This window comes from Blastococcus mobilis (assembly GCF_900188025.1).
Classification (GTDB): domain Bacteria; phylum Actinomycetota; class Actinomycetes; order Mycobacteriales; family Geodermatophilaceae; genus Blastococcus_B; species Blastococcus_B mobilis.
This window is the reverse complement of the sequence record NZ_FZNO01000014.1, coordinates 68,256-89,936: the sequence shown is the minus strand read 5'-3', so window position 1 is coordinate 89,936 and position 21,681 is coordinate 68,256. Positions and strand designations below refer to the sequence as shown.

The window sequence follows — 21,681 nt, the reverse complement described above, 5'->3', positions numbered from 1 at the left end:
GCAGCCCGGCTTCGAAGCGGGGAACGAGGAACGATCCCGCATCCGGCGCGGCCGGACCTGGAATCGAGTGGTGGCAGGCGTGAATTTGCAGGGCCGGATCTCACGCCGAAGCATCGCTGGCGTGAAAAGTGCAGGCCACGTCCTGCGCCGGCGCGACGTCGAAGAAGGCCGCGGGTTCAGGGTGGACCGACGACGTGGGTCACGAGGGCGGCGATGCGGGTGCGGGCGCGCATGCTGTCGCCGGCGCGGGCCAGGCCGGGGGCGCCGGGGCGACCGAAGTGCTGGCGCAGCACCGCTGCCGCTTCCGTGGCCGTGGGTCCGGTCGGCCACAGGGCGGCGGTGATGCCGGCGGCGTACGCCGCCTCCAGCAGGCGCCACAGATCGACGGCGTCCCGCTCGGTGAGGCGTCCGGCGTAGGCGTAGGCCTTCAGGCAGATCGCGGAGACCACGTCCGGCAGCATCAGGGCCGTCGTCACGGTGTGGCCGGAGGTCAGGGTCACCTCGACGGTGACCGGGGTGCCCTCGCGGGCCAGCGCCAGGTTCAGGCCCGGCACCTCGTCGACCACCAGCTCGCCGTGGGTTTGGTTGGGCAGGAGGCGGCCGACGTAGGACGGGGCCAGCACGTCAATGACGAGGTCCCAGCTCGGCGCCGCGCGTCCGGTGGTCGGCCCCAGAGTGTGCGTGCGGAGGAACCGGTTGCCGGACTGCTGTCGGTACCCGCGCTCGCGCAGCGCGGCGAGCAGCCGCGGGTCGGCGACCACCGGGTACGCGGCGCCGAAGTCGGCGTCGGCGGTCTCTCGTGCCGGCACCAGGTCACTGACGCCGTGCACGGCGACGAGCAAGGTGACGGCGTTGCCGCCGACGAGCCGGTAGGGCACGTCGAGTTCGGCGGCGATCGCGGCCAGGTCGGCCCGCGGCGAGGAACGCCGCGTCGCTGGCCCGGCCGGCCGACGCCAATATCAGCCGTGGAGCGGCGCTCACCGCGACGCGGCGGCCGCGGCGCGGGCCTTCAGCACCCTCCGCAGCGCAGTGACGGCCTGGTCGACGTCGGCACCCGGGGCGCGGGCCACGTCCCAGAGCAGCTGAAGGGGGTCGGCCAGCGGCGGGTCGGCCTCGGCGGCGGTCGTGCCCGGCGCCGGCCATACGCCGGGATCGGCCGGCACGATCAGCTCGAGAGTGGCCTCCCCGGCACCCGACGGCGTCAGCCCGGCCGCGGTCAGCTCGTCGTGCACGGGCCGCCCGGACGGGTCGGCATAGACAATTGCCCGGCCGGGCCGCCGCCAGGGCGCGATCACGTCGGCGGCAACGTCGCCGGACACCGCGGCCGGCATGCCGGCGGCGCTCAGTGCGGCAACGGCCGCCCGCGCCTGCTCGGGGACGCCCGCCAGTCCGTACCAGTAGGTGGTGATGCCGCTGGGGCCCGGATAGTGCGCCAGCCACCAGTCGACCAGCGCGTCCCAGTCCGCGGGGGCCCAGCGGGGCCGGCCGGCGTCGGCCGTGCGCCGCACGAGTCCGTCGGCGACGAGCCCGGACAGCGCCTGGGACACCCGCGCCTGGGACACCGCGGCTGACCGTCCCAGGTGGACCTGGGTGGCCGGGCCGGTGGTGAGCAGCCGACGGACGACGGTGAGCGCGCCCCACGGTCGCCTACCGGGTCGGCTCGGCGGCTGCCCCGCGTCCGGGCGGGGTAGTTCGGCGCCCAGTTCGATGGTCCGGTCGGGCAGCACGATCCGTCCGGTGACCGCAGACGTGCCGGTCGGGTCGGCCACGAGTACCGAGATGCCGGCCGCGGCGGCCGCGTCCAGGGCGGCCGGACTGGCCGAGGGGACCACCAGCAGCAGTGCCCCCCGCGCCGGCGAACCGTGCAACAGGTGGCTGCGGACATGGCTGGGCGACAGCGCCGTGGGCCGGCGTTCCACGACCGCGGTGACGGCCACCGCATCCCCCTCGGCGGCCACGAGTTCCACCTCGGCCGGCCCCGTGGGCCGTACGGTGACCCCGGACTCGAGCAGTGCCGCCCAGACATCCTTAGGTATAAGCATTACCAGCTCCTTCCTGACAATGCTTATAGCATGCGATGGGGCTTGCCAATGACGCCTGCGGCGGCGCGCCCGCTGTCTGGCCACGCCTGGTGCAACGCCCAGGCGGTGTCCAATGGACTGCTGAGGTCGTAGCGGCCGTGCACAAGTACGACGGGGGATCCCGGCCAGTCTCCGGGCGTTGCCGAGCAGTTGCCGGTCAGGACAGGAGGCAGCCGGGGACGACGGCACTCACGGGGCACGCGTTCACCGGTCGCGTCCCCCATCTGGCGCCTCACGAGGCCGTCGGGAACTCTTCGGGATGAGCCGCGACGTATCCGGCCGCGTAGTGCTCGACCAGGTTCCGCTCCGCGGCCAATCGGTAGAACGCCTCATCGAGGGCGTCCCGCCGGGCCTCTTCCGCGTCCGTCCACCCCTCCGCGGCGCTCGATCGCTCGGCGGGCGTGCCGGCAGCCCAGTGCGGGTAGAGGCGGACGGCCTCGTCGAGCAGCGCGACGTACTCGACGGCGCCGAGGTGCTCCATGGCGGCTCGCGCCTGGGGCGTCCGGTCGCCGAAGGACTCGATCCACGACGCGAAGCCCCCGTTGTCGACCAGGCCCGACAGGACCCAGGCGAACGCCACAGCTCGCTGGCCTTCGGTCAGAGTCGAGAAGTCGCCGGTCGACTCGACGGCGTGATCGAAGGCAGGCCACAGGGGCTGCAGTGCTGTCTCGACCGCATCGAAGCCGCTGATGTGTCCTCCCTTGAGTTCCTGGCCCGGCCGTCCGAGGGCAAGCCCGGCCGGCAGCGAGACCTCGCCCACCAGGGCCCAATGGTGTGGTGCGTGGACGAGCAGCGTAGCCGCGGGCAGGGTGTCGGCATGGGCATGGATCTGGCGTACTTCACCGTCCCCGGTGACGCCGACGCGACCGAGGCCGGGGCGCGACCCGGAGGCCCGCTGGGCTGGCCGTACGTAACCGGGCAGCGCAGGGTCGGCCTGTTCCGCCGGGAGCCCATGATGGCCGAGCTGGGCCCGGCCTGTCCGGGCTTCACTGCCCGCGGCTACGAACCGACGGTGCTCCTGGCCACCCTCGAGCAGCTGTTGACCGGCCGGCCCTTCGACGAGGTCACCGCCGACCCGCGCTGGGGCGCCGACCCCTCCCCCGACGCGGACGAGGACAAGAGCCGGGGTGTCGTGTCGCTGACCGACTCCCTGCGCGATGCGCTGGCCGCCGTCTCCGATGCGCAGCTGGCGGAGGTGGCCGGCCGGTGGAGCCGCACCGAGGAGCTGCAGCAGGACGGCTGGAAGGACGTCTCCGTCGAAGATCACGCGGAGTTCCTGCGCCGACTGCGCGACCTGGCCCGCCAGGCGACCACGGCCGGGCACCACCTGCACCACCTGTACTGCTACTACGAGCTGTGAACGGGACCGCCGGAGAGGACCACGCCGTGCCCACGCAGTGGTATCGCACCACCGCCTGGGACGCTCCGGCCCGGGAGGAGTTCGAGGCGCGGCTGCGCCGCGCGCGGGCCGACAACCGGTCCCAGTACCTGCGCATCAAGGCCCGGGGGCTGGCCGGAGCCGGGCGTCCCCGCGACGCCGAACAGCTGCTGCGACGGCTGCTGGCGGAGTACCCGGACGCCTTCGACGCACCGTCGGCCATGGAGGCCCTCGGCGACCTGGCCGCCCAGGACGGCCGCCCGGCCGAGGCGGTCGACTGGTACCGGCGGCTGCTCGGACGGCGACCGGACCTCAACGGGACCACCGGGACTGCGCGCATCTCGCTGGCGTCCGCGCTCGTCCGCCTCGGCCGGCACGAGGAGGCGCTGGCGGCTCTCGACGACGTGGACGACGCCGCGCTCACCATGAACTCGGCCGTCTTCGGCTACCGGGTGGTGCTGGCGGAGGCCGCGGCCGGGCTCGGTGACCGCGACACCGCCGCCCACGCCGCCCGCGCGGCGCTGGATCTCCTCGACGCGCCCGATCAGTTCTTCCGCCACCCCGGCGTGGGCCGCGCCCGGCCGACCCGCGCCCAGCTCCGCCGCCTGCGGGCGCTGGCCCGGGCCGGTGGCCGCGCCGCCCCCTCGGCGCGGACCTGGCGGCGGTTCATCCGCCGGTGAGCGCCGCCCTCGCTGCGGTCAGGTCCTTGCGGGCGAGCGCCGCGACCGCCTGCTCGCCCTGCCGCAGCGCGTCCTGCACCCGGGTCGCCTCCTCGCGCCCGTGGCGCCGCCACCACCGTGTCCGCTGTGCAGCATCGCCCACGACCCGCTCGGCGAACTGGAGGATGTCGTCGAGGATGTAGACGATCTCGTCCAACAGCTCATCCTCGGCGTCCGAGGCCGCGGCGTCGGGCTCAGAACCGACGTACACGGGTGGCCACAGCACCGTGACCAGCCAGCTCAGGGGCCGCCGGCCGCCGGCCACCTGACCGGCGACCCAGGGCAGCGCCACCAACCGGTCACGAGGAACCGGCACGGTGACCCCGAGCTCGACCAGCGCAGCCGGCCACAGGTCGGCGACCTTCCGTTCGTCGCCGTGCAGGCCGGCGAGCTCGACAAGCACCTCGCCGTCCCGGCCCTGGGCGACCCAGTACGCCGCCAGCATCGGCAGGCCCCGATCGTCCAGCACGCTCAGCTGGCGCAGCGCCGCGGCCACCACCGGCTCCAGCACCTCCCCGGGGCTCTCGGGCCCCGGCGAGGGGCGCGGCCGGCCCCAGTCAGGGCCGGTCACGGTCGTCGGCTGCCCGCATGGTGAGATCGACGACCGTCTCGAGGGGTACGCCGAGAATGCCGTCGGCGGGGCGCCGGTCCCGCTCCGGGCCCACCTCCGCCCAGAAGGCGGGGAGCCCGCGTTCGGGGCGGCGTCGCCGCCAGGCCGGCGCTCGCGCAGCACCGGTGAGGACCTCTACGGCGCCGTACGCCAGACACGTGTCCACCATGGCCGCCGACGAGCGGGACAGTGCCTGCGGACAGGCCATCGCGACCTCCATCACGCGCACCCAGGTCGCCTCATCCGTGTCCAGCATGCGAAGCGCCAGCTGGTCCTCGCCGTGCCGCCACAGCTGCTCGGCGACCTCCTCACGCGAAGTGATGATCCTCGGCGGCGAGGTCGACCCTGCGCCGAGGAGCCACCTCCCCGCCGGCCGCGCACCGGCCTGCAGGTCTGCGTACGTGATCGTCGTGGTCATCGCCGCTGCGCCCGTAGCCAGCTGCGACGCCCCGCTGGCGAGGGGCCGCGGGACCCGAGCCGCTCACGCGCCGAGCGTATGAACCACTCCGCGACCGGCAGCGGCACGCCCTCCCCGGACGGAACCGTCAGCGACAGCTCGCCCCGGTCGTCGTCGCGGAAGGCATCCATGACCAGGTGCCCGGCCGGGTCGTACAGCTCGAGTCCCAGACCGTTGCGTTCGTGCACGTCGCTGGCCAGGAGGACTGCGTAGCCGTCCGGTGCCACGCCAGCCCATTCGGAATGTCTCGTCCGTGCCGGCCACGGCACCCGACGTCGGACGGCCTGCGCCGCCTCGGACGGGCGTCGGGCCCCCGTCGCTGCGGCGCTCCCCCGGTCGTCGAAGACGAACGGAGCGAGCCGGCGCTGCACGATGCGCAACAGAACTACGGTTTCGGCATCCGACAGCCCCGTCGTCGTGGACCACTCGCAACCGGAGCCCAGCACATCGCTGGCGAACGCGAGCTCGGTCAGGACGAGACACCGCCGCCAGTCCCGCGGCAGCAGCGAGTCACCGGCCGCCAGGGCCCGCTGGGCACCGGGCAACCACGCCTCCATGTGGTCGCAGCTGCCGAACTCGAGCAGCAGCGCCAGGCCGGGCGAGCACCGCGCCGACCCCGACCACTCGCCGATCCCGGCCTGAAGAAGGCGCCGCTCCCCGTCCGGGAGCCGGACGTCGACCTCAGCGGTCATGTTCATCCACGGACGCATCCTTCTGATGGAGGCCGTTGTCCGAGTCGGCTTCCGCGGGAGATCTCGTCATCAGGTCGACGAGGACGTCACCCGGGACGCTGAGCGGGCCGCGTGCCGGGCGCCGGTCGCGCGCTGCACCCACCTGCTGCCAGAGCCCGGCCACCTCCCGCGACGGACGGCGGCGCCGGCGCGCGAGCGCACGTGAGCCGCCGGTGAGCACCTCGACCGCGGCATGGGTCAGTGCGAAGTCAACGGTGGCACTGCTGCGACCACGCAACTGCGCGGGGTCCACCGCCACCTGCATGACGCGTTGCCACGTGGCGTCGTCCGTGTCGAGCATCCGTACTGCGAGCTCTTCCTCCCCGTGCAGCCACAGCTGCTCGGCGATGTCCTCCCGCGCGGCGACGACCATGGGCGGCGGCATGTCGACGACATCCCTTCGCCCCCAGCCGCCCTCGTCGAGGCGCGACCGGGCTCCCGCCAAGAGCGCCGACTCGACGTCCGCGAAGTAGCGGGTGATGAGGTCGAACCACGCGACCAGGTCCTGCTCCACGAACCACGGCCAGCCGAAGGCGTCCAGGTAACCGGCGGCCAGTCCCTCGAGCTCGATCTCCAGCATGCTGCGGCGGATGTCGATCAGCTCTGCATCCAGCTCGCCTCCCGCGCCACCGACGCCGAGCGCCCGGTCGAAGACGGCGCCCGCCACGGCCCGCCACTCCTGCTGTTCGGACGGCGCCAGGTGCTCGGCGAACGAGACCCACCACAGAGGCAGCTCGACGACCTCGAAGCCCACGGTGAGCCTCCCCCCGGTCAACTCGTTCCAGGGGCCGCTGGCCAGGCCCAAGGACAGGCCGAACGGGCCGACGCGCTTCGACCATTCCAGGCCCGGCCCGGCCCTGTCCGCCTTCGGATAACCCGAGGCTTCCATCACCGGCCGCAGCATCGTGCGCGCCATGGGCACGACCTTCGGCTTCGACATCACGGCCACCCGCCCGGCACGTGCTCGTTCGGCTCCCTCTCCAGCTTCATTGCTGACCCACCGAGGACCAGCGTGTGCCCCGCGATTTCATGCACCTCAGGCGTCGGCCGGGGCATCCTCCTCGACCCAGTCCTCCAGCACGTCGTCCCTCGTGACCATGCGCCCGGGCGCCAAGCTTGTAACGAGATGCCCGACGTCCCGCCGGTCCCGCAGCCAGGAGAGTGGCATCCCGACCAGCTCGTCGGGCGAGTCGACCGTGCCGCACACCACCGACCAGCCGCCGACCTCGTGGTGAACCACCATCCTGATGGGCTCGACGCCGGTGAGCACCCACCGGCTCACCACCACCTCAGGCCGTTCCCAGACGTGGACGTGCGGTCCGACGTCCCGATCCTCACCCACAAGATCTCCCTCGACGTCCGCAACGGTGCCCCGAGGTCCCTATCTGACCACCGTGCGGCCGATGGCCATGAGGACCTCGCCCAGCCAGACCAGCGCGTAGCTCAGGACCGCCGGGGAGTCGTCCGCGAGGCGCCTCAGATGATCGACGCATTCGCTCAGCTGGCCGATGGTCAAACTCCCCGGCTCCCGGTAGACGTCGTACGCGGCCTCTTCGGGGATCGACCAGTAGTAGTCCACTTCGACGAGGACATCGTCCCCGGCGATCTCACGCAGATGCGCCACGATCGTGCGGAAGGCCGTTTCGAGCACGTCAATCGGGACCACGGACGGCTCGCGCACGCCTACCTGCTCTCTCCGCCGGGGGCACCCGGCCCCGAGACCGCGGAGCCGAGTGGAGCCGTCGCTGTTCGACCGGGCTCGTCGCCGTAGCCCGTGAACTTCCAGTATGGCCTCCGTCGTCGAGGCGTGTGGTGCGTGACCAGCGACAACAGCACGTCGATCGGCTGAACGTTCGCCGCGCCCGACGAGACCGAGCGGGGGTGCGCGACATCGGCTTCACCGACGTCCTCGTCGAGTTGCACGATGACCTGTGCACCCGTGGTCCTCGGCGGCCACGTCGACCGGTGCCCTCCGGCCGGCCAGGACTTCTTCGTCGCCGCGGTCGCCGACGCGATGGTCGTATCCCCCGTCAGATGCTGACGCTGACCAACGGCGGAATGGACGACACTGAGGACGTGACCGGAGATTCACAACGCGACGAGGTCGGCGTCCGGCCGCTGACGAGCAGTGAGCTTGCACTCCTCGATGCGCTACTTCGTCATGACTTCCATGGCGTTCACGAACTGCGCGTGCAGGCTCACCAGGTGTGCGCGTCGCCCGGTTGCACCTGCGGATGCGGAAGCCTCGACCTGCAGGTGCCCGACACCGTGCCGCGCTCACCGGCGTGCTCTCCCGTGCCAGTCGAGGGAACGGTGGTCGGAGCGGACGGCGAGCCCATCGGCGGGCTCCTCCTGTTCGTCGATGGCGGCCGACTGTCCGGCCTGGAGGTGTACTCCCTCGACGACGACCCGCTGCCGATGCCGCATCCGGACCGTGTGCGGTGGCAGACGGCTGCCTGACTGTCGGCGGTCAAGCCCGCTGGCCTGGGCGGCCTCGGTGTCGCCGGATCGCTTCCTCCCCATAGCTGTGGACGGCTCGTTCCTCGTCCACGGCCCTGCTTGACACGCGGGCGTCCCGCTCCGGGGGGCCCGGCTCGAGGAAGGCACGCGGCCGGACCTTCCGTGCGAAACCCCGGGTGGCCTCACGCACTCCTGGCCGCATCCCACAACCCGCCTCCGGCCGGCTGGCGCAGGTCGGGGGAAGGGTGGGCCGCAGGCCCATCGAGAAGCGACGCGGCAGCGCCCTTCCGGCGACCAAGACGGCCGGCATCCTGCTCGGGGGTGGGAAGCGGTCGAGCCACGGCTACACCGACCGCGCGCTGGTCGGGTCATGCGACCGGGCCGCCGACCGAGCGACCCGTGGGCAGCGCCGCGACGGTTGCTGCCGGGCGACGCGCCGACGCCTCGGCGGCGCGCGCCGCGTCCATCGCGTCGGCGACCTCGTCGAGCTGGTCGTTCAGCAGGTGGCCGTACAGGTCCAGGGTCATCGTCGCCGACTGGTGGCCGAGCATGGTCTGCACCACCTTGACGTTCGCGCCACTGGCGATGGCCAGCGAGGCGGCGGTGTGCCGCAGCGCGTGCGGGTTGAGCTTGTCCAGGCCGGCGGCGCGGACGGCGGGGTCGAAGCTCTTGCGGCGGAAGTTGCGCAGGTGCAGCACGCCCCCCTTCTCCGCGGCGAAGACGAAGTCCGACGGCGCCTTGCCGGCCACGTGCGCCGCCAGCTCCTCGGCGAGGACCGCGGAAGGGGCACCTGCCTGCGCTGGTGGTTCTTCGGCGTGCCGAACACGGCGTGCCCGTTGACGTCGACGACCGCCTCGGCGATCAGCGCCCGCCGGCGCAGCAGGTTGAGGTTGCGCACCCGCAACGCGGCCATCTCGCCGTACCGCACGCCGGTGTAGGCCAGGAACAGGATGGCCAGCCGGTCCCGGCCGGCGGCCGCGGCCAGGTCGTCGACCTGCGCGTGGGTGAGGAAAATCTGCTCTCCGCGCACCGTCCGCGGCAGCGGCACGCCGACCGCCGGGTTGCGGGCCAGCCGGCCGTCGCGCACCGCCAGGCCCAGGATCAGCGACAGCACCCGGTGGGCGTGGCGCACGGTGGAGGCGCTCTTCCCCGACCTGGACACCTTGGCCACCCAGGCGGCGATGCCCTGGTGGGTGATGTCGCCGAGCCGCACCGGGCCCCAGGTCGGGAGGATGTGCACCCGCAGCGAGACCTCGTAGCAGCGGTAGGTCGTCGGCTTGAGGTCGACTTTGCTCTCCAGCCACTGGCCGGCCCACTCGGCCAGGGTGACCCGGGTCCGCTTGGGGTCGACGTAGGCGCCGGTGAGCACCGAGGTGGTGACCGAGTCCAGCCACGCCTGCGCGTCGGCCTTCTTGTCGAAGTGCCGGGCGTGCTCCTTGCCGGCCGCATCGCGGTAGCGGGGCCGCCACTGCCCGTTGGGCCGGCGGGCGATGCTGACCACCGTCAGGCCCCCACGACGCTGCCGCAGGCGCCCGCCGCCGCCTGCCGATCGCAGCCATCAGCAGGGCGAAGAATTGCGGCTGTCCGCAGGGAGTCCGCAGCAGAGCCGTTTCCAGCCATTCTCAGCCGACGTCGGCTAATTGTCACCAACATTCCCGCCACCACCTCGTCGCCGACGTTACCGCAGGTCAGCGACGCGCAACAGCCCCCTGAGCAGCAGGGATGCACGATCCGAAATGGGCGCAGAATGGCGTCCAATAGCGGCTCTTAATCAGCGGGATCGGGGTTCGAGTCCCTGATGGCGCACTCCTCCACAGGCTTCCCGCCTATGACCTGGAGGTTAGAAGGTGACCTTCCGCTGCGATGATCATCGTTGGCGAGGGCCATCGGAACTCATCGAAACGCCATGCGTCCGGGGGCGCTCCTGGGCTCGGGGCAAGATCGCCCCTCGGTGCCGCACCACCGGGTCCGCCGACCGGGGACGAGTCGACGAAGTCGTCGACGCCATGGACGCCGCCCGTGCGCGCGGCCCGGACTGCCGCCGGTCGGTTGCGCCCGCTCACGAAGCGCTGAGGCCCGCCCCCATGGGGGAAGACGACGCAGCTACCAGCTGGTCTCGACCAGTCGCAGCCCATTAGCAGGTCAGACCCGCCGGGCGGCGCGGAAGGCGGTGGCGTACAGCCCGGTCCCGGACAGGGTGGAGCGGCCGCGGATGTCGCCCATCGTGGGACCGTCTGCACTCTTGCGGCTGGAGAGGAAGCGGGGCGCACCAGCGGAGTCGATCCCCAGGTAGATGCCGACGTGGTCGATGAGCGTTCCGTCGTCGGTGCTGGCGTCGAAGAAGATCAGGTCCCCGGGAAGGAGCGCGGCCAGGCTGGTCGGGCGGGTGCCGGAGTCCGGGATCACCACGACCCCGGGGGCGGAGTCACTCATCTGCACGGCCCGCCGGGGAAGCGCGAGGCCATCGGGCTGCAGCGTCATGGAGATCCCGGCCCGGTGGCCGAAGACCATGCGGACGTATCCCGAGCAGTCCAGGGCGCCGAACTGGTCGGTCTCCGGCTGGTCGACCTCGGTCCGGTACGACCAGTGCATGCCGAGGTAGTCGTTGAAGTCGGAGCCCTCCGCCCGGGTCCCGTCCGCCTGCAGGGGGCCGTAGGAGGCATCGCCGGCGATCCGCAGCCCCGCAGCGTCCCTGCGCTCGGGCGCCCCGGTGACGTACTGGCGGGCCAGTTCCAGAACGTCCTCGCTGGTGTCCCCGATTCGCGCGGCCAGCCAGCCGTAGTCCACGGTCCCCTTGAAGGGTTGCGCCAGGAGCCGTACCCAGGTGGTACTGATGACCCTCGCCGTGGTGGTCGACTCGCTGAAGGTCCGCTGCGGACCACGCAGACCGACCGTCCGGGAGCCGACGGTGAAGGTCGCCACCGGCCCCAGGTCGTCGCGGACCACCACCCGGTCCGGCGAGGCCAGCCGCTGCTCGCGCAGTGCGCCGGTGGTCCCGGAAGCCGGGGCGGTGGACGCCGGGTTCGTGGTCGTCGCCGTCGGGGTGGACGTCGCGGACGGCTTTCTGGCGCTGACGGCGGTCATCTCGGCGCTGGGCACCGCGAATGCGACGACGGCGAAGCCGAGCAGCCCTGCGGTGAGTGCCGCCCCCTGCGCCGGCCGCAGCAGCCGTGATTCACCCTTGCGCATGCGCGCGGCCATCGACGTCATCCCCGTCCTGCGCCCTCAGGCGCCCGATCGTCCGAACTGGTCGTGGTGCATCGGGGGGGCGGTGACGGTGGATTGAGGGCTGGGCGCGGGATCTCACCTGTGGTGGTGGCCGTTCCCCTCGTCGGGGGGATGGTATGCGGGTTCGGCCGCGCCTGGTGAGCGGTTGCCCGGTCAGACGGTATGACGCGACGGCTCTGTGAGGAGCGGTTGCGGGTCGGGGCCCCACTCACACAGGTTCGTGGGTTGCCGGGGAGAAACCCCTGCCCGGCCTATCCGACATGTGTGGGAGGCCCCGATGGGTCTGGAGCGTACGAGCGTCGGGCTGGACGTGCACGCACGATCGGTGTCCGCGGCGGCGATCGACGGCGTCACTGGGGAGTTGATCAGACAGCGACTGGTCCCCGACCAGCGAGTGATCGTCGACTGGGTGCGCGGCCTGCCCGGTCCGGCGGCGGTGGCCTACGAGGCCGGGCCGACCGGCTTCGGGCTGGCCCGGGCACTGACCGGCGCCGGGATCCGCTGCGAGGTGGCCGCGCCGTCGAAGATCGTTCGGCCGTCGGGGGACCGGGTGAAGACCGACGCCCGCGACGCGCTGTTGCTGGCCCGGCTGCTGCGGCTGGATGACATCGTCGCCGTGCGGGTGCCCACCGTGGCTCAGGAAGCCGCCCGGGACCTGGTCCGGGCCCGCGAGGACGCCCGCGGGGATCTGATGCGCGTCCGGCACCGGATCTCCAAACTGCTGCTGCGGCACGGGCACGTCTACTACGGCGGCGAAGCCTGGACGGCCAAGCACGAGCAGTGGCTGCGCGGCATCCGCTTCGCCGACCCGCAGCAGACCGGCACCCAGGCCGCTTACGACGCCGATCTGGAGGCCCTCGGGCTGACGCTGGCGCGTCGGCAGCGCCTGGACGAGCAGATCACCACGATGGCCGCTGACAGCGAGTTCACCCCGGTCACCCGCCGGCTGTGCTGCCTGCGCGGGATCTCCACGCTGACCGGCTTCGCTCTGGCGGTGGAGATCGGGGACTGGTCCCGGTTCACCGGCGCCAGCATCGGCGCCTACCTCGGGCTCGTCCCCTCCGAGCACTCCACCGGCAACTCCCGCCGCCAGGGCGGAATCACCACGACCGGCAACACCCACGTGCGGCGGCTGCTGGTGGAAGGGGCCTGGCACCACCAGCCCGGCTACCGCATCGGGGCGACCATGCGCGCCCGCTGGGACCAGGCCACCCCGGCCGCCCGGGTCCGGGAGCACGCCGGCAACCAGCGTCTGCACGCCCGCTGGACCCAGCTGTCCCGGCGCAAGAAGACCCACACCGTGGCCTGCGTGGCCATCGCCCGCGAACTGGCCGGCTGGTGCTGGTCGCTGGCCACCCTGCCGGACACCGATACCTGACCCCACCGGGACGTGACCGGCGCGCTCCCGCCCCTCCGGCACCCGTGGCGACGTCCTCGCCACGGTCAAGGCCAAAGCCCTCCGGGTGGGCCTCCGGCCCAGCCTTGACCCCGGCTGCGGGCGACGCCGAACCAGCACCGGCGCGGGAACACACCGAAGATCACCGCCCACTCACAGACCTGGCTCGAGCACCAGCACCGACCGGCAGCAGCGCGAGGGGCCCGACCGGCGATTCGACTGTGAGCCACGACGTCGACCCGACACCGGGGAGGCAACGTGACGCTCGACCCCAGACACGCCGAAGCGCCCCAGCCGAACGCCGTACTGCGGTAGCCAACCCGCGAATATCAGTATCGACCGCGCCTCGCACGACACGCCCACCCCCGCCGACCGCCCGCCCGGGCCAGCACAAACGAGGCGCCGCCAGAGCAGCCAGCCCTGGCGGCGCCTCGCCCTGCCACTTGACAGCCGGGCCTCACATATCAGTCGACCAGCACGTGGGCCAGGACGTCCACCAGCCGCTGTCGGACGGGGCCGCTGCGCCGGAGGTCTTCGGCCAGTTCCAGGTGGATGAACGTGGCTCCGACGCTCCTGGCGTGCGCGGCCTCGACGTTTGTCATGCCGGCCAGCGCATGACACTGCTCGCCGTCGTAGACGCACGTCTCGAAACCGGCGTCCTCAAGGGCGTCGTCAAGCTCCTGGACCAGGGTGCCGGGCATGGACTCGGCGCTGGAGAGGACGACCTGGGCCGAGCCAGGGTGCCGGGACTCGTCGAACCCGTGCACCTGAAGGACGACGGTTCCCGGGCCGACCACCGCCCGGTCCACCGTGGCGAAGGCGCTGGTGGGTTGGTGCGCCACGTCGGCCGCGTTCCCTCCGGCCGTGCGGTGCGCCCCGGCGACGAGCAGTGCCGCGGCATCGAGGGACGCGAAGAGCTCGGCGCCGACGTCCTCCGTCCACAGGTCGGCGCGTGGATGTGGGACCTCGACGACGAGGTGCGGCGGTGCACCGGCGCCCTCACGCACGGCGTAGAGGCCCCACCCCTGTGCCGTTCCCTGATCGACGTCCTCGGTCAGGACCCGGACCTCCCGGCCCTCGGCGTCGAGGACTTCCAGGTCCCGGGCACCGTCGGGGACCGGGGGATCCTCGACGCCCGTCAGGTGAGCCAGCACCGCACCGCCCAACTCGTGGCTCACCAGTACACCCGGGGCGCGGTACGCGGAGGAGCCCCGCCCCGGTCCGGCGTCCAGCACCTGCTCGATGGTGGCGTGCAGCTCCACCGGACCGCCGCATCCGATGAGCACGAGGAGCGTGACCGCCCCAACGGCCGACGATCTCAGCGCCCGCGGCGAGACGATGCCCGGCCGTGTCCTCCGCATGTGGCCCTCACCAGCACTGAGATCGAAGGAAAGGGTCCCGGTGACCACTCCTCAACGTCTCTGACACCGATTGGAATCCTCCCCGCAGGGTAGAGGGAGCCATGGGACCCGATCTGTGGACGTGGTCCGAGGCGTTGCTGCGTGGTGGCGGGGGCGCCGCAGCGTTCGTCCTCCTGTTCCTGGCCGCTCGGTGGCGGTGGAGGGAGCGTGAGACGACCGATGCGCAAGCTGATGTCGGCCTGGACTGAGCAGCACGTCCCGGTGGCGTTGGCCCTGGTTGTCGCGGCCCTCGCCGGTTGCGTCGCGGCGACCGAGGCGCCGCCCTACTCGCTGTATGCGGTGGCCACGGTGGTTGCGACCGGGCTCGGCGCGCTCTTCTTCGATGCCTTCGGTGGTCTCGTTCTCGGGGTGGCGGCTGCGGCCGTGGCGGTCCTTGCGCTGCGGCTGGGGGATCGCTGGGCGCCGGCGTCCTTCGTGACGGACCTGGCCCTCGTCCTCGGCCTCGTGGCGCTGGGGTGGTTGGTGGGCATGGTCTCCGCGGGCATCCACGCGCGGCGCGGCCCGGCGGACGAGGAGAGCGGGAGGGTGGCACCGGCGTACGGCTCGCTGGGGCTGGTGACCGCGGAGGTCGCCGTGGCCCGGCTCGACGAGGAGCTGCTGCGCGCCCGCAGCTACGGGCGGCCGCTCAGCGTCGTGGTGATGCGGGTGACGATCACCGAATTGGGCCTCGACGTCAGCGCCCGCGAAGCAGCCCAGCGCGCCGTGGCCCGTCTCGTCGAGAGCATGCTGCGCGAGACCGACGTGCCCTTCGCCTCGGGACCGGACGAGTTCGGCGCCATCCTGCCGGAGACGGACGTAGCCACTGCCTGGGAGGTCGTCGGCCCGGTCCTCGACGCGGCATCGCGGGCTGCGTTCACCGTGCGCGAGACCGACGAACGACGCAGCCTGGTCGACTGCGCGGAGCTGCACGTGGGTCTGGCCGGCCTCGACGGCCAGACCAGCGACGCGACCGCTCTCCTGCAGGCGGCCCGGCGATCGGCCGGCGTCGACGAGGCGGCCGCGAAGCCACGGCACTCCTCGCCCCAGGGGACCGCGGCGTGACGGCCGGGCTGTTCAGCCTCCTCTTCCTCGTCGCGGTGGCTCTGGCCTTGATCGTGTACTGGCGCACGTCCGTCTCCGGGCACCGGTCCCGACTCGACCAGCTCGACGTCCGTGTGCACGTCAACGGCATCCGCGGCAAGTCCACCGTGACGCGCCTGGTGGCCGGTGTCCTCCGGGAGGGCGGCTTCGTCACCGTGGCCAAGACGACGGGGAGCGCCGCCCGGATGATCGAGCGCCGGGGCGAGGAGACGCCGATCTTCCGGCGCGGCGCAGCGACGATCAACGAGCAGATCGACGTCGTCGCACGACACGTCGACCCCGACGTGGAGGCGCTGGTCATCGAGTGCATGGCCGTGCGTCCGCTCTACCAGCAGTACTCGCAGGACTACATGGTGCGCTCCGACATCACCGTGATCACCAACGTGCGTGAGGACCACCAGGAGGAGATGGGGGAGACCCTCGAGCAGATCGCCGACTCCCTGGCGCTGACCGTCCCACGCAACGGGATCCTGATCACCGCCGAGGACCGCCCGCATCTCCGGGACCGGCTGCGGGAGCGGGCCGAGGAACGGGGCAGCCGGCTGATCTACGCCGACCCGCGAGGGGTCGGCGACGAGGACATGCGCGGCTTCGACTACCTGCAGTTCAAGGAGAACGTCGCCATCGGCCTGGCCATCGCCCGCCTCCTGGGCATCCGGCGGCAGGTCGCGCTGCAGGGGATGTGGAAGTCCATCCCGGACATCGGGGTCGTCCGGCTGCGCTGGTACGACGTCTTGGGCAAGCGGATTCTCTGGGTCCCGCTGTTCGCGGCCAATGACCGCGAGAGCGTGGTGCTCACCTTCGAGATCCTGCAGGCCCAGTTCCCGCCGGACGCACCGGTGATCGGCATCCTGAACAACCGTCGTGACCGTGGCCGCCGCGCCGAGTTGTTCGCCCAGATGGTCCCCACGGACCTCTCGTCGTACCTCGACCAGGTCATCACGTTTGGGGCCTACGAGGAGCAGGTCAGCCGCACCATCGTCGAGCTCGGCTATCCCGCCGACCGGGTGCACCTGCTCGGCGAGACGGTACAACCCACCCTCGACCAGATCCTGGCCACGATCGCCGGGCTCGTCGGCGGCCCCGAGGGTGTCCTCATCGGCATGGTCAACATCCACACGGACCAGGCGGAGCTGCTCATCGAGTACTTCGAGCACCTCCAGGGCGCCGAGCACCGCAGCGAACTCGACGAGTCCCGCGACCCCGTCCGCATGCCGGCGGGCACCCGCCGGATCCGCCGGGCCGGCACCCACGTCGCCACGGGGCGCAGCCAGTCAAGAGCGGCAGGCAACCCCGGTGACGAACCGGGACGGGAGGACGTCACCGGCGGTGCATGAGTACCTCTTCCGCCCCGAGGTCGTCCGCGTCGCCCTGGTCATCGGCGTCATCGTCAGCATGCTCTTCTACGAGCGCGTACAGCTCACGACCGGCGGCGCCATCGTCCCGGCGTACCTGGCCCTGCACATACCCCGGCCGCTGTTCATCCTGACGACCGTGGGCGCCGCCTACGGCACCTACCTTGTGGTCAACCGGGTCCTCGCCCGCCGGGTGATCCTCTACGGGCGCCGCAAGTTCGAGGTGGAGATGCTCGTCGGCCTGGCGGTGATCATGGTCCTGACCCTGACCGCCCACCGATTCGCTACCCTGGACCCGGTCCTGCTGGGGCTCGCCGGGATCGGCTTCCTCATCCCCGGCATCCTCGCCCACGACATGGCGCGTCAGCGCCCAGGCAAGACCGTCGTCGCCGTCCTCGCGACGACGGCGATCCTGGGCCTGTTCATCTACGTGTACACATCCCTGCTCGCAATCGCTCCCCTCGAACCCGGTGAGACCGTAGGCGGTCTGGTCTCGGTCACCGGGTTCCCGCGAGAGCTCGTCGTCGTCGCCGCCGCGGCCAGCGTGGGCATCGGCATGCTGGTCTTCTCGCGCCTGGGGCTGCGCTCCGGCGGGTTCATCTCCGGGGCGTACATCGCCCTCGTTGCCCCCCGCTGGCTGGACCTCGTGTTCGCGGTCGTCGTCGCCGTCGCCACGTGGTTCGTCGTCGTGCACCTGCTGATGCCCCGCCTGCTGCTGTTCGGTCGGCGCAAGCTGGCCACGATGGTGCTGGTGGGCGCCATCCTCGGCTGGGCCGCCGAGGCGGCGGTCGTGGCGTGGACCGGAGGCGACTACGTGCCCTGGCGCGGATTGACCATCATCACGCTCATGGTCCCGGCCCTGCTGGCCAACGACGCCCAGCGGCAGGGGTGGGAGAAGACGGCCTGGGGCGCCACGCTGACCGCGCTGGGGACGTTCTCGGTCATGAACCTCTTGTCCGCCGCGCTCATCGCGGGCGGGATCCTCGAGGCCTGACGCCGTCCGGCCCGGCGTCGAGGCGCCAGCGGACCAGCAGGACCAGGCGCGCGTCCCGGGACACCTGGCCGGACACGGAACCGCTCTCGACGGTCACGGTGCCGTTCCTCATCCGGACGCTGGCCGGCGCCTCCTGCCTCTGCGGGGCCGCCTCCTCGCACATGGCCCCATGGAAGCGGGCGACGAGCCGGGCCAGCTCACCGGTCGGCACGGGACAGTCCTCCGCCAGCACCTGCAGGGTCGCGGTGTGGCGGTCCTGCTCGTCGGCGGCATGAGCGCCGCCCGACGTGGGGCCGTTCAGGTGGAGCACCAGCGATGCGTCGCCGCGTGAGTGGTGCAGCGCGGTCACCACGACGTGCGTGATGAACCGTTCCAGCCCGACTTGGTCACACCGGACGGTAAGAGTCATGTCCGGGAGCTCCAGCCGGATCGCACTGGACCCGGTCGCCGCGCCGGCGCTGCGCACGCAGCTCTCCAGGACGCTCCCGAGCTCGGCCGACGCCCGTCCCCGTGCCGTGGCGGCGGCCGTCCCGGAGGAGACGGCCGCTTCCAGCCGGCGCCCCAGTGAGACCACTGGCTCCATGCGGCAGCGCGTCAGCGCGGCGTAGCGCTGCAGCCGCGGCTCCTCCTGCTGCTCGGCGAGGTCGACGAGGCTGTGGACAGCGTCGGCCAACGGCGGCACCTGCCGCGTGATGTCCTGGACCAGGCGACGCAGACGCTCCTCCCGTGCCCGGCTCAGCCGCTGGTTGACCTCGTCGGCGCCCAGTTCCGTCAGGTCCTGCAGGAGCGGGAGACGGTCCTCTTCCCAGGAGCGGGCGTCCGGGTCGACCACGCACACGGTGCCCAGGACGTGGCCCGCAGAGGTACGCAGGGGAACGCCGGCGTAGGCGCCGATGTCTCCGCTGCGGACCGGCTCGGTGTCGCGGACCAGCGGGTCGGCACGACCGTCCGGGATGATCAACGGCTCCTCGGTGGCTACCGCGAACTGGCACAGGGAACCGCTGAGTGGCGTCTCGCGCGCCGTGTCGTCGGGGTCGTCGAACCGGACCATGCCGGGCAGGTGCTGGCGCTCCGGTGTCACCAGGGTGACGAAGGCACGGGGCGCGCCGACAAGGGCCGCGGCCAGCCGGGCCAGCCGGTCCATGGTGGGGTCTGCGCCGGCCAGCAGGCCGGTGTCCTCGATCTCCGTGAGGCGGTCTGCATCCGTCAGTGCGGGGAGGACCGCATCGGCAGACCTGCCCGCTGTCATCGTCACGAGTCCACCACTCCTCGGTGTCGGGGTCCGTCGGCGGGAGGTGACGGTGTGACCGATCGAGGACCGAGCCAAGCCGTCGCGCCGGTCACCATGGTCCGCCTCCCGGGGCCCTGGCGGTCGACCACCGGACGTCCCGTTTGCCGGTCACCGGGGCGCACTGGAGAGTTGCGCGGAGGTCCGGTCGGGACGTCCGGTCGGGGTCCTCAGGGCGACGCCGAGGTCCCGGCCATGGGTTCGTCGGAGAGCGCGCTGTCGCGGGCCAGGACCAGGGTGGCGTCGGCCCGGATGTCCACGACCGGATACCGGCGGCCGTACTCCCCAGGCGCCGTCCACTGGACCAGCTGGACGTCGTCCACCGCCAGATGGGCGGCGAACTGGACGTCGAGGGTGGGAGGTAGGCGCACCATCGGCTGCACCGCGACGATCCCCTCGGGCACCGTCGCGTCGATCCGGACCTGCCGGCAGCCCTCGTCGTAGGACCCGGCGGGGACGGACACGGTGGTGGTGGACGTGCTGCCTCCCTTGGTGTCGGGATACCACCGCAGCTCGAGCGTGGCTCCCTCCGAGGCGTCGCGGACGTCGGCGAGGAGGGACAGCTGGGCCCCGGGGGTGACCAGTTGTCGGTGCTCGGGGGTGGCGATGGCGTCCTCCGTGCTGACCGGGCTCCGACTCAGTTCGACGCCGACCGCACCGGAGCAGGCGGCCGCGGCAGTTACCTGGGCGGTCGGGCTCAGGGACCAGCCGTGTGCGCCGTCGGTCTGCGGGTCGGTGTCCATGTCCTCGAACGACCCCGTCCACAGCAGGTCCTCACCCATCCCCACCTGCGAGCCGGCCTCCCCACGGACGCCCTGCACCCACCATCCTCGTGCGAGACGGGCCACGGTCCCGCCGTCGAGGTCGTACTCGACGGTCTCGGCCGGTGGGGGCTCGGCGGCGGTGAAGACCGCTCCCGGAGGCTGCAAGTGGGCGCTGGGCCCGGGGGTCAGGCCGACGGCCCGGCGGGCGGCCGCGTCGGCGAGGGCGCCGACCGTGGGACGCGGGAGGTAGCCCTCGTTGAAGGTCGGGTCGACGGTCGTCTGGACCGGCCGGCCGCCGCGGACGTCCACCCTCAGCAGATAGGACAGGAAGGTCGGCCACACAGTCTGGTCGAACAGCAGGTTGCCCATCGTCTCGGCAACCAGCGCTCCGCCCTCCAGGCGCACCCCACCGACCACGTGGGGATGCCCGTCGACCACCATCGCTGCTCCCGCAGCGGTGGCCACGGCGGAGAGCTGCCGGACGTGTTCGGTCTGTCGAGCCTCGTACTCCCCGCCTCCGTGGATCATCACGACGACGACGTCGGCCTCGGCGCGGGCGTTGCGGACCTCGCGCTGCAGGCGTTCGGTGCTGCACTGGGCGGCGCCGCCTTGCCCCTCGCCGGCGACGTAGGGAATGGGGTGCTCGGTGCCGGTGATCGTGGTACACCCGAGGAAGGCCAGGCGCTGGCCCTTGCGCTCGATGACGGCAGGCGTCCAGGCCTCGCCGACCGTGCGCCCGGCCCCGAAGTGTGGAAGTCCGGCCTCGTCGAGCGTTGCCAGGGTCTGATCCAGGCCCCCCGCGAGGGCATCGAACACGTGGTCGTTGCCCAGGGAGACCACGTCGACTCCAGAGTCGACGAGTGCCTGCGCGGAGGCGGGCGCGCTGGCGAAGACGTAGTCCTTGGTCGGGTGAGAGCTCGGCGGTCGCGGTTGGGTCGGGTCGACCCAGGGCTGGTCCGCCACAGGCGTCTCGTAGTTGACCACGGTGACGTCGGCGTCCTCGAGCAGGGGGCGGACTTCGGCGAGGAGCGCGGCGTGTTCGGCGACGGACGCGCCGTCTCGAAGCAGGCCGTCGCTGCGGTCCCCGTCGTCGTTGTAGTCATAAAACCGGCGACCGAACATCACGTCCCCGCCAAAGCGGAGCGAGACGGTTCCCTCGGGGTCCGAGGTGAGCCGGACCTCGGTCGGTGTCCCCGGCGCCACCGCTTGTGTCCTCGGCAGGTGGCCCTCCGCCGTGACGGTCACGAGTTGGGCGCCGCCGGACAGGGGCGCACGGACGTGGCCGTCGTCGTCGGTGGTCAGTGTCTCGCCCGTGCCAAGGCGTACCTCTGTCCGCGCGAGCCGGCGACCCTGCTCATCGACGATCCTCGCCACCAACCCGGTTCCGTCCTCGGCCGGACCGGACGCCTCGCCGGACCGGGTGAGGACCACGACCGTGGCGGCGAGTGCGACGACGAAGACCGCCGCGAGCGGCAGCCACCAGCGCTTCATCGCTCCCCCTGCTCGTCGTTCCCCGAGCGCGCGGTCTACCCGGGGCCGACTCGAGCCCCCGACCCGCCGACGACTTCTCTCCGGTCAATTGGACGCGATGCCCTCCTCGTCCGCCCCTCGGAGTCCGGTCGCATCCGGGCCCAGACGGGCCCAGACCGGGGTTTGTGTCCGCCGAGACACCCTATCTGCCAGGCCCGGCAGCTCCCGAAACAATCGAAAGCCGCCATA

21 protein-coding genes and 1 pseudogene are annotated in these 21,681 nt (G+C 72.2%); 7 read left to right on the top strand and 15 right to left on the bottom strand.

Translation table 11 applies throughout. From position 1 onward, the window contains the following. Positions 1-176: 176 nt before the first annotated feature. The 3 genes from CHB94_RS13790 to CHB94_RS25210 form a co-directional block, all read right to left on the bottom strand. A complete protein-coding gene (locus CHB94_RS13790) occupies positions 177-878 on the bottom strand; it encodes a hypothetical protein (RefSeq protein ID WP_089337141.1) in 702 nt (233 codons plus the stop codon). Positions 879-977: 99 nt separating this feature from the next. After that, complete coding sequence (locus tag CHB94_RS13785) at positions 978-2,042, bottom strand: MarR family transcriptional regulator (protein WP_141137502.1); 1,065 nt, start codon at positions 2,040-2,042, stop codon at positions 978-980. 271 nt (positions 2,043-2,313) lie between these two features. Further along, the gene (locus CHB94_RS25210) at positions 2,314-2,841 is read right to left on the bottom strand and encodes a DMP19 family protein (protein ID WP_176445559.1); all 528 of its coding nucleotides are present in this window, start codon (positions 2,839-2,841) and stop codon (positions 2,314-2,316) included. Between the two features lie 21 nt (positions 2,842-2,862). Between CHB94_RS25210 and CHB94_RS25205 the strand changes: the two genes are divergently transcribed. Together CHB94_RS25205 and CHB94_RS24550 are read left to right on the top strand one after the other, a co-directional pair. Continuing rightward, entirely contained in the window at positions 2,863-3,441 is a 579-nt protein-coding gene (locus CHB94_RS25205; RefSeq protein ID WP_176445558.1) for a hypothetical protein, read from the top strand. A 26-nt stretch (positions 3,442-3,467) separates the two neighbouring features. Further along, complete coding sequence (locus CHB94_RS24550) at positions 3,468-4,139, top strand: tetratricopeptide repeat protein (protein WP_141137500.1); 672 nt, start codon at positions 3,468-3,470, stop codon at positions 4,137-4,139. Here CHB94_RS24550 and CHB94_RS13770 read toward each other — a convergent pair. The 6 genes from CHB94_RS13770 to CHB94_RS13745 all read right to left on the bottom strand — a co-directional run bounded on the left by CHB94_RS13770 (position 4,126) and on the right by CHB94_RS13745 (position 7,657). Beyond that, positions 4,126-4,749 carry a hypothetical protein gene (locus CHB94_RS13770; protein WP_141137499.1) on the bottom strand — a complete coding sequence of 208 codons (624 nt, stop codon included), beginning with the start codon at positions 4,747-4,749 and terminating at the stop codon, positions 4,126-4,128. The two genes, CHB94_RS24550 and CHB94_RS13770, sit on opposite strands and share 14 nt — an antisense overlap. Then, positions 4,736-5,206 carry a hypothetical protein gene (locus CHB94_RS13765; RefSeq protein WP_089337137.1) on the bottom strand — a complete coding sequence of 157 codons (471 nt, stop codon included), beginning with the start codon at positions 5,204-5,206 and terminating at the stop codon, positions 4,736-4,738. Before CHB94_RS13765 ends, CHB94_RS13770 begins: the two co-directional genes overlap by 14 nt. Further along, positions 5,203-5,943: a hypothetical protein gene (locus tag CHB94_RS13760; protein ID WP_141137498.1), complete on the bottom strand. Its 741-nt coding sequence runs from the start codon at positions 5,941-5,943 to the stop codon at positions 5,203-5,205. The genes CHB94_RS13765 and CHB94_RS13760 overlap by 4 nt, the downstream gene beginning before the upstream one ends. Continuing rightward, a complete protein-coding gene (locus CHB94_RS13755) occupies positions 5,927-6,916 on the bottom strand; it encodes a hypothetical protein (RefSeq protein WP_141137497.1) in 990 nt (329 codons plus the stop codon). The genes CHB94_RS13760 and CHB94_RS13755 overlap by 17 nt, the downstream gene beginning before the upstream one ends. 96 nt (positions 6,917-7,012) lie before the next feature. After that, positions 7,013-7,318 (bottom strand): hypothetical protein, encoded by a 306-nt coding sequence (locus CHB94_RS13750; protein WP_089337134.1) that lies wholly within the window; start codon positions 7,316-7,318, stop codon positions 7,013-7,015. A gap of 39 nt (positions 7,319-7,357) precedes the next feature. Further along, a complete protein-coding gene (locus CHB94_RS13745; RefSeq protein ID WP_089337133.1) occupies positions 7,358-7,657 on the bottom strand; it encodes a hypothetical protein in 300 nt (99 codons plus the stop codon). Between the two features lie 353 nt (positions 7,658-8,010). Here CHB94_RS13745 and CHB94_RS24545 point away from each other — a divergent pair, with 353 nt between their 5' ends. After that, complete coding sequence (locus tag CHB94_RS24545; protein WP_141137496.1) at positions 8,011-8,436, top strand: hypothetical protein; 426 nt, start codon at positions 8,011-8,013, stop codon at positions 8,434-8,436. Positions 8,437-8,804: 368 nt separating this feature from the next. Here CHB94_RS24545 and CHB94_RS26195 read toward each other — a convergent pair whose 3' ends face one another. The 3 genes and pseudogenes from CHB94_RS26195 to CHB94_RS13735 form a co-directional block, all read right to left on the bottom strand. Then, on the bottom strand, positions 8,805-8,987 hold the full coding sequence (locus tag CHB94_RS26195; RefSeq protein ID WP_254920638.1) for a hypothetical protein: 183 nt from the start codon (positions 8,985-8,987) through the stop codon (positions 8,805-8,807). Positions 8,988-8,993: 6 nt separating this feature from the next. After that, positions 8,994-9,805, bottom strand: a pseudogene (locus tag CHB94_RS13740) (tyrosine-type recombinase/integrase); the annotation flags it as partial. A gap of 773 nt (positions 9,806-10,578) precedes the next feature. Then, positions 10,579-11,646 carry an NlpC/P60 family protein gene (locus CHB94_RS13735; RefSeq protein WP_089337132.1) on the bottom strand — a complete coding sequence of 356 codons (1,068 nt, stop codon included), beginning with the start codon at positions 11,644-11,646 and terminating at the stop codon, positions 10,579-10,581. 295 nt (positions 11,647-11,941) lie between these two features. Between CHB94_RS13735 and CHB94_RS13730 the strand changes: the two genes are divergently transcribed. After that, positions 11,942-13,042 (top strand): IS110 family RNA-guided transposase, encoded by a 1,101-nt coding sequence (locus CHB94_RS13730; RefSeq protein WP_089337131.1) that lies wholly within the window; start codon positions 11,942-11,944, stop codon positions 13,040-13,042. Positions 13,043-13,524: 482 nt separating this feature from the next. On the opposite strand, the gene CHB94_RS13725 is transcribed toward CHB94_RS13730, so the two are convergent. Next, a complete protein-coding gene (locus CHB94_RS13725) occupies positions 13,525-14,421 on the bottom strand; it encodes a hypothetical protein (protein ID WP_141137495.1) in 897 nt (298 codons plus the stop codon). Between the two features lie 207 nt (positions 14,422-14,628). Here CHB94_RS13725 and CHB94_RS25200 point away from each other — a divergent pair, with 207 nt between their 5' ends. From CHB94_RS25200 to CHB94_RS13715, 3 genes are read left to right on the top strand one after another with little or no spacing between them, the layout of a single operon-like run. Next, positions 14,629-15,522 (top strand): GGDEF domain-containing protein, encoded by an 894-nt coding sequence (locus CHB94_RS25200; RefSeq protein ID WP_176445557.1) that lies wholly within the window; start codon positions 14,629-14,631, stop codon positions 15,520-15,522. Next, positions 15,519-16,898, top strand: a complete 1,380-nt coding sequence (pgsB, locus tag CHB94_RS25195; protein ID WP_176445556.1) for a poly-gamma-glutamate synthase PgsB — start codon at positions 15,519-15,521, stop codon at positions 16,896-16,898. The genes CHB94_RS25200 and pgsB overlap by 4 nt, the downstream gene beginning before the upstream one ends. Beyond that, the gene (locus CHB94_RS13715; RefSeq protein WP_089337128.1) at positions 16,891-17,910 is read left to right on the top strand and encodes a poly-gamma-glutamate biosynthesis protein PgsC/CapC; all 1,020 of its coding nucleotides are present in this window, start codon (positions 16,891-16,893) and stop codon (positions 17,908-17,910) included. The genes pgsB and CHB94_RS13715 overlap by 8 nt, the downstream gene beginning before the upstream one ends. On the opposite strand, the gene CHB94_RS13710 is transcribed toward CHB94_RS13715, so the two are convergent. Continuing rightward, entirely contained in the window at positions 17,882-19,159 is a 1,278-nt protein-coding gene (locus tag CHB94_RS13710; protein WP_254920637.1) for a GAF domain-containing protein, read from the bottom strand. The two genes, CHB94_RS13715 and CHB94_RS13710, sit on opposite strands and share 29 nt — an antisense overlap. A 209-nt stretch (positions 19,160-19,368) precedes the next feature. Beyond that, complete coding sequence (locus CHB94_RS13705; protein WP_089337126.1) at positions 19,369-21,453, bottom strand: CapA family protein; 2,085 nt, start codon at positions 21,451-21,453, stop codon at positions 19,369-19,371. Positions 21,454-21,681 lie beyond the last annotated feature (228 nt).

What these genes read in the sequence shown, in the direction of transcription:
- CHB94_RS13705 (WP_089337126.1), bottom strand. Translation starts at nt 21,453, where the DNA reads ATGAAGCGCTGGTGGCTGCCGCTCGCGGCGGTCTTCGTCGTCGCACTC.
- CHB94_RS13760 (WP_141137498.1), bottom strand. Translation starts at nt 5,943, where the DNA reads ATGAACATGACCGCTGAGGTCGACGTCCGGCTCCCGGACGGGGAGCGG.
- CHB94_RS13730 (WP_089337131.1), top strand. Translation starts at nt 11,942, where the DNA reads ATGGGTCTGGAGCGTACGAGCGTCGGGCTGGACGTGCACGCACGATCG.
- CHB94_RS13785 (WP_141137502.1), bottom strand. Translation starts at nt 2,042, where the DNA reads ATGCTTATACCTAAGGATGTCTGGGCGGCACTGCTCGAGTCCGGGGTC.
- CHB94_RS26195 (WP_254920638.1), bottom strand. Translation starts at nt 8,987, where the DNA reads ATGCTCGGCCACCAGTCGGCGACGATGACCCTGGACCTGTACGGCCAC.
- CHB94_RS13725 (WP_141137495.1), bottom strand. Translation starts at nt 14,421, where the DNA reads ATGCGGAGGACACGGCCGGGCATCGTCTCGCCGCGGGCGCTGAGATCG.
- CHB94_RS13765 (WP_089337137.1), bottom strand. Translation starts at nt 5,206, where the DNA reads ATGACCACGACGATCACGTACGCAGACCTGCAGGCCGGTGCGCGGCCG.
- CHB94_RS24545 (WP_141137496.1), top strand. Translation starts at nt 8,011, where the DNA reads ATGCTGACGCTGACCAACGGCGGAATGGACGACACTGAGGACGTGACC.
- CHB94_RS13710 (WP_254920637.1), bottom strand. Translation starts at nt 19,159, where the DNA reads ATGACAGCGGGCAGGTCTGCCGATGCGGTCCTCCCCGCACTGACGGAT.
- CHB94_RS13735 (WP_089337132.1), bottom strand. Translation starts at nt 11,646, where the DNA reads ATGACGTCGATGGCCGCGCGCATGCGCAAGGGTGAATCACGGCTGCTG.
- CHB94_RS13755 (WP_141137497.1), bottom strand. Translation starts at nt 6,916, where the DNA reads ATGTCGAAGCCGAAGGTCGTGCCCATGGCGCGCACGATGCTGCGGCCG.